The sequence below is a fragment of the Sulfitobacter sp. UBA4523 genome (assembly GCF_002388305.1).
Classification (GTDB): Bacteria; Pseudomonadota; Alphaproteobacteria; order Rhodobacterales; family Rhodobacteraceae; genus Sulfitobacter; species Sulfitobacter pontiacus.
In genome coordinates this window covers 1,063-6,822 of the sequence record NZ_DGMH01000008.1, presented here as the reverse complement: position 1 = coordinate 6,822, position 5,760 = coordinate 1,063, and the positions used below count along the sequence as shown (strand labels likewise).

Here is a 5,760-nt window from a genome sequence, read left to right as displayed (position 1 = left end):
CCCGCCAGCACCATCGGCTGGTTCGCGACCACACCCACGGTGCGCCCTTCGATACGGATAAAGCCGGTCAGGATGTTCTTGGCGAAGTCTTCCTGAATTTCGTAAAAGTCGCCTTCATCCGCAAGCTTGTGGATCAGCTCTTTCATGTCGTAGGGCGTGTTGGCGTTGCTGGGCACCAATGTATCAAGCGACGCCTCGATCCGGTCGGGTTCGTCAAAGAACGGGCGCACAGGCGGCAGGTCGCGGTTGTTGGCAGGCAGGAAATCGACCAGACGACGCACCTCGGCCAGTGCTTCGACGTCATTTTCAAACGCGCCATCCGCGACGGAGGATTTGCGCGTGTGCGTCGTCGCGCCGCCCAATTCCTCTGCGGTGACCTGTTCGTTGGTCACGGTTTTGACCACGTCAGGGCCTGTCACGAACATATAGGACGTGTCTTTCACCATGAAGATAAAGTCGGTCATCGCAGGGGAATAGACCGCCCCGCCCGCACATGGCCCCATGATCACGCTGATCTGCGGGATCACACCGGAGGCCTCGATATTGCGTTGGAACACCTCGGCATAGCCCGCGAGGCTGTCGACGCCTTCTTGAATACGCGCACCGCCGGAATCGTTGATCCCGATGACAGGCGCACCGTTCTGGATCGCCATATCCTGAATCTTGCAGATCTTCTGCGCGTGGGTCTGGGACAGCGATCCGCCAAAGACCGTGAAATCCTGACTGAAAACATAGACCAGACGGCCATTGATCGTGCCCCAACCGGTGACAACGCCGTCCCCTGCGGGTTTTTGCTGCTCCATCCCGAAGTCGGTGCAGCGGTGGGTAACGAACATGTCGAATTCTTCAAACGACCCATCATCAAGCAATAGGTCGATCCGCTCGCGGGCGGTCAGCTTGCCACGGGCGTGCTGCGCATCAATGCGCTTTTGCCCTCCGCCCAGTCGGGCGTCGTCGCGGCGGGTTTCAAGCTGTTCCAGAATATCTTTCATCACGCACCTCTATAAGATTTCCGCCACCGTAACGCCGCCCCCGCGCGAACCAAAGCGCATTTTTGCAAATTTGCAAAAACTATACACCTTTCTCTTTGCTAATTGAAAACTTGCAAATCGTTCGGTTACCGTATGGTTCTGGATAGACAAGATGCAACCGCAGGCATACTGATATGCAATGATCAAGGATAACCCCGTCCGTTTTCTGGATAAAACATCCCCCCCGCATATTTCCACGCTGATCCTTCTTTCGGGGATCGGGGCGCTGGCGATGAATATGTTTCTGCCAAGCCTTCCCGCTATGGCTGAGTATTTCGACGCCGATTACGCTGTGATGCAGCTTTCCGTGCCGCTTTATCTACTGTGTAGTGCGGTATTGCAGGTGCTGATCGGCCCGATTTCGGATAATCTGGGCCGCCGGAATGTGCTGCTGTGGGGGCTGGCGATATATATGGTCGCGACGGTGGGCTGTATCTACGCCCCCACGACGGCTGTGTTTCTTGCCTTCCGCTGCGTGCAGGCCATCGTCGCCGTGTCGATGGTGCTGAGCCGCGCGGTGGTGCGCGATATGTTCGCCCAAGATAAAGCCGCCTCGATGATCGGCTATGTCACGATGGGCATGGCGCTGGTGCCCATGATCTCCCCCGCGGTGGGCGGGTTGCTGGAACAATCCTTCGGTTGGCAGGCGACCTTCTGGGCGATGTTCTGGATCGGGGCGCTGGTACTGACGATCACATGGTTCGACCTTGGCGAGACCCACGTCGCGTCAGGGCGCACGCTGACCCAGCAATTCGCCGAATACCCCGAGCTGCTCGGCTCTCCGCGGTTCTGGGGATACTCGATGGCGGCGGCCTGCTGCTCGGGGGCGTTCTTTGCCTACCTTGGCGGCGCGCCCTTTGTGGGCAGCGTCGTTTTCGGCATGGAACCGGCCGAGCTTGGCATCTATTTCGGCGCACCCGCCGTGGGCTATTTCCTTGGCAACTTTATCACGGCCCGCAAAGCGACCGTGGTCGGCGTCAACACGCTGGTGCTTTGGGGCTGTCTGGCCAATGCGATTGGCGGGTCGGTGTCGATGATGATCTTCCTGCTGGGCTATGGATCGCCGCTGTCGTTCTTCGGGATGATGACGCTGGTGGGCCTTGGCAACGGGCTGTGCATCCCCAACGCCACCGCGGGCCTGTTGTCGGTGCGCCCGCATCTGGCGGGCACGGCGTCCGGGCTTGGTGGCGCGATCATGATTGGCGGTGGTGCGGGGCTGAGCATTTTGGCCGGTGCCCTGCTCAGCGAGGAGACCGGAGCCTATCCGCTCCTCTGGATCATGCTGGCCACCGCCGTCGCGGGCGTCGCGTCGATCTTGGTCGTGATCCGCCGTGAACGAGCGCTTGGTATCGCCTGACGGGCCTTGCCGCCGTTAGTTTGCAAAGATACGGTTTGCAGAACCGGTAACTTTGCAAAGGCCCCGACCTGATGGCGATCCAAAAGCTATACGCTGGCGCAAAACTGCGCGAGCTGCGCACCAATCTGGCTCATACCCAGAAAGAATTCGCCGCGCGGCTTGGCGTATCCCTCCCGTACCTTAACCAGATGGAGAATAATAACCGACCCGTCAGCACCACGGTCGTGTTGGCACTGGCGTCTGAATTCGGGATGGATGTCACCGAACTGTCGAGCGGGGACAGCGAACGGTTGGTCAGCGACATGCGCGAAGTCCTGTCTGATCCGGTGTTCGAGGGCGATGTGCTGCCACTGGCCGATGTGCAGCTTGCGGCCTCCAACGCGCCGGGGTTGGCGCGGGCGTTCATCAAGCTGCACCAAAGCCACCGCCAGACCCAGGAACGGCTGGCCTATCTGGACGAAGCCTTGGGCCGCGAAGATGCCCGCCCCTCCCCCAGCCCGTGGGAAGAGGTGCGCGACTTCTTCCATTATTGCGACAATTATCTGGATGCCGTGGACCGCGCCGCCGAGTATTTCGCCCGCGACACCGGCACCGGCCAAAGCCTGCGCGACACCACGCTAGAGGCGCTGTCCAGCGCAGGCATCACCGTCGCCTTCGACGAGACAGATGCCCTGCGCCGCTATGATCCGGCCAGTGGCGTATTGCATGTCTCGGCCCGCGCCTCGCAGGCCACACAGACGTTCCAGATGCTGCTGCAGGTCGCCCTTGTGCGCCAGAACGACCTGCTTGAGGCAACCTTGGATTTCGCGCGTTTCAACAGCCCCGCGGCCCGTGACATCGCGAAGATAGGGCTGGCGAACTACTTTGCCGGGGCCGCACTGATGCCCTACGCCCGGTTTCTGGAGCGCGCCCAAAGCTGCCGCCACGACCTCGAGGTGCTGGCCTCTGATTTCGGAGCATCGATCGAACAGGTCGCGCACCGGCTGTCGACGCTGCAACGCCCCGGGTCAAAGGGGATTCCGTTCTTCTTTGTCCGGGTGGATCAGGCAGGCACGATCACCAAACGCCATTCGGCCACCCGTCTGCAATTCGCGCGGTTTGGCGGGGCCTGCCCCCTGTGGAACGTGCACAGCGCCTTTGAAACGCCGGGCCGCTTCCTACGCCAGCTGGCTGAAACGCCGGACGGGGTACGCTATATCTCGTTGGCGCGGGACATCTCGAAGCCGGCGGGGCGGTTTGGCGCGCCGGTGCGGCGCTATGCGATTTCACTGGGGTGCGAGGTGCGCCACGCGCCCGCGCTGGTCTATGCTGACGGGATGGACACCACCCGCGCCTCGGCGTTTGAACCCATCGGCATATCTTGCCGTATCTGCGAGCGTAAACATTGCCACCAGCGGTCTGTGCCGCCGCTGGAACGCCAGCTGGTGGTAGACCCGAACCTGCGCGACGTGCTGCCCTATCAGGTGGATTGACCGCTTACCGCTTGGCCGCCCGCCATCCGGCGGCACGCGCCTGCGCCGCGCTGCAGAACCAGCGTTCGCCCTTGTCGGTGCGGATCACGGTCCGGTCATAGTCGTGCTGTCCGGGCACGTGAAAGATCCGCGTGCCCTTGCTGCTGACATTCCCCTTGATCACACAGCCGCCCGGCCCCGATGACGCAACGGGCTTTGGCGCTGCTTTAGAGGCTTTGCGATAGGCATCGGGGCGCTGCGTTTCATAGGCATGCACCCCGCGTCCTGCCCGCTTGGCCGCCGCTTCGGTTGCGACATAGGCGCGGCTGTAGCGCGCGTAGGAAAAGGCCAGCCCCGCCGCGACCAAAGCTTCCCCCATATCCTGCCCCAAGGCGGCACAACGCGCGACAATCCGGCCATAGCGGTCGGTATCCACCCGCTGGCAGTCGGCCCGCTGGCCGTCATAGGTGGCACGCACCTGCGCCGTCACCCAAGCGCCGCAGTTCAACACGCGCCCATCCGAGGCACGGCAAGGCTGATCCCCTTCGACCGCATCGATGCCGAAAAGCCGGATCCGCGTCTCACCCAAAGCGATCGTATCCCCGTCGATCACCCGGATCTCGCCCGTCAGCCGCGGTTCAACCGCCGCAGCGGGTTGCGTGAAAACGGCGACCAGCGCCGCAGCGAAACATGAATGAAGGATGGCTTTCATATCCCGTTGATTGGGCCGTTTCCACGCCCCAATCAACCAGAGATATTAACCAAGGTTAACTTTCGTTAACACTTGTGGCCTCTCGACCAACGGGGCAGCCCCTTAGCGCTGCGCGGTTTCCCAGTCGGGGTGGATCCAGGGCGCGTCATTTGAAGCGGCCAATGGATCAAGCCCCAACACATGGTCCGAGATTTTCTCGCCCACCATGATCGACGGGGCGTTCAGGTTGCCATTGGTGATCCGCGGGAAGATCGAGCTGTCGGCGACGCGCAGCCCCTCTACCCCGATCACACGGCCCTGCGGATCGACCACCGCCTGCGGGTCATCGGCGCGGCCCATGCGGCAGGTACCACAGGGGTGATAGGCGCTTTCGGCATGTTCTCGGATAAAGGCATCAAGTTCATCGTCGCTTTGCACATCGGCCCCCGGCTGGATCTCGTGTTTGACGAAGGGTTTGAAGGCGTCCTGCGCAAAGATCTCCCGGGTGAGGCGAATACAGGTGCGGAACTCCTCCCAATCCTTGTCTTGCGACATGTAGTTGAAAAAGATCTTCGGCGCGTCGGCCGGATTGCCCGAGGCCAGCGTGACAGACCCGCGCGAGGTCGACCGCATCGGCCCCACATGCGCCTGAAACCCGTGGCCTTCAGCGGCGGCCTGCCCGTCATAGCGCACGGCAATCGGCAGGAAGTGATACTGGATATCGGGGTATTTAATCCCCGCCTTCGACCGGATGAAGGCCGCGCTTTCAAACTGGTTCGACGCGCCCATGCCGGTTTTCGTGAACAACCACTGCGCGCCGATCACGGCCTTGGAAAAGATGTTCCAGTGTTTATAGAGCGTAATCGGCTGGCTGGAGGCCATCTGGATATACAGTTCAAGGTGATCTTGCAGGTTCTGGCCCACACCGGGGCGGTCGGCGATCACCTCGATACCATGCTCTGCCAGATGGGCCGCAGGGCCGATGCCCGACAACATCAGCAGCTTGGGCGAGTTGATGGAGGACGCCGCGATGATCACCTCGCCGCTGGCACGCAGCACCTCGGTCTTGCCACCGCGCAGCACCTCGACCCCGACAGCGCGACCATCTTCGATCACGATCCGCTGCGCCAAGGCGCGGACGAGTTCGACGTTGCCGGTCTTTTGCGCGGGCCGCAGATAGGCGTTGGCGGCGGACCAGCGACGGCCCTTCCAGACCGTCTGCTCCATCGG

5 protein-coding genes are annotated in these 5,760 nt (G+C 61.8%); 2 read left to right on the top strand and 3 right to left on the bottom strand.

Annotation, left to right across the window (positions count from 1 at the left end; all coding sequences use genetic code 11):
- A partial coding sequence (locus B3849_RS01375) for an acyl-CoA carboxylase subunit beta (protein ID WP_286779720.1) occupies positions 1-992 on the bottom strand: 992 nt, incomplete at its 3' end.
- 178 nt (positions 993-1,170) lie between these two features.
- On the opposite strand from B3849_RS01375, the gene B3849_RS01370 reads away from it, so the two are divergent.
- Together B3849_RS01370 and B3849_RS01365 are read left to right on the top strand one after the other, a co-directional pair.
- On the top strand, positions 1,171-2,388 hold the full coding sequence (locus B3849_RS01370; protein ID WP_278425261.1) for a multidrug effflux MFS transporter: 1,218 nt from the start codon (positions 1,171-1,173) through the stop codon (positions 2,386-2,388).
- 71 nt (positions 2,389-2,459) lie between these two features.
- Complete coding sequence (locus B3849_RS01365) at positions 2,460-3,860, top strand: helix-turn-helix domain-containing protein (protein ID WP_278375668.1); 1,401 nt, start codon at positions 2,460-2,462, stop codon at positions 3,858-3,860.
- A 4-nt stretch (positions 3,861-3,864) separates the two neighbouring features.
- On the opposite strand, the gene B3849_RS01360 is transcribed toward B3849_RS01365, so the two are convergent.
- Both B3849_RS01360 and B3849_RS01355 read right to left on the bottom strand, forming a co-directional pair.
- Positions 3,865-4,551 carry a thermonuclease family protein gene (locus B3849_RS01360; RefSeq protein WP_278425258.1) on the bottom strand — a complete coding sequence of 229 codons (687 nt, stop codon included), beginning with the start codon at positions 4,549-4,551 and terminating at the stop codon, positions 3,865-3,867.
- A 102-nt stretch (positions 4,552-4,653) separates the two neighbouring features.
- Positions 4,654-5,760, bottom strand: a 1,107-nt coding sequence (locus B3849_RS01355) for a GMC oxidoreductase (RefSeq protein ID WP_286779719.1), incomplete at its 5' end; no start/stop codon positions are given.

Bases quoted from the DNA above. Each gene is read 5' to 3' on its own strand.
- B3849_RS01360 (WP_278425258.1), bottom strand. From the start codon at position 4,551: ATGAAAGCCATCCTTCATTCATGTTTCGCTGCGGCGCTGGTCGCCGTT.
- B3849_RS01365 (WP_278375668.1), top strand. From the start codon at position 2,460: ATGGCGATCCAAAAGCTATACGCTGGCGCAAAACTGCGCGAGCTGCGC.
- B3849_RS01370 (WP_278425261.1), top strand. From the start codon at position 1,171: ATGATCAAGGATAACCCCGTCCGTTTTCTGGATAAAACATCCCCCCCG.